The organism is Mammaliicoccus sp. P-M58 (assembly GCF_022386165.1).
Taxonomy (GTDB): Bacteria; Bacillota; Bacilli; order Staphylococcales; family Staphylococcaceae; genus Mammaliicoccus; species Mammaliicoccus sciuri.
On sequence record NZ_JAJNJI010000044.1, the window covers coordinates 1 to 289 of the forward strand.

Sequence of the window (289 nt, forward strand, 5' to 3'; positions counted from 1 at the left end):
AATGGCTCTAAAACATGGTGCCGGCCAGAGGACTTGAACCCCCAACCTACTGATTACAAGTCAGTTGCTCTACCAGTTGAGCTAGGCCGGCTTTAAATGGTGGAGAATGACGGGTTCGAACCGCCGACCCTCTGCTTGTAAGGCAGATGCTCTCCCAGCTGAGCTAATTCTCCATTTAAAATTATGTAATATTATTACTTGCCCGGCAACGTCCTACTCTCGCGGAACGTAAGCCCAACTACCATCGGCGCTAAAGAGCTTAACTTCTGTGTTCGGCATGGGAACAGGT

Annotated in this window: 2 tRNA genes and 1 rRNA gene; all 3 read right to left on the reverse strand. The window is 49.5% G+C overall.

Going from position 1 to position 289, the window contains the following annotated elements:
* Positions 1–15 precede the first annotated feature (15 nt).
* Positions 16–91, reverse strand: a tRNA-Thr gene (locus tag LQ694_RS15495).
* 6 nt (positions 92–97) lie between these two features.
* Positions 98–173: transfer RNA gene (locus tag LQ694_RS15500), tRNA-Val, on the reverse strand.
* Positions 174–200: 27 nt separating this feature from the next.
* A 5S ribosomal RNA gene (gene rrf / locus LQ694_RS15505) occupies positions 201–289 on the reverse strand; the annotation flags it as partial.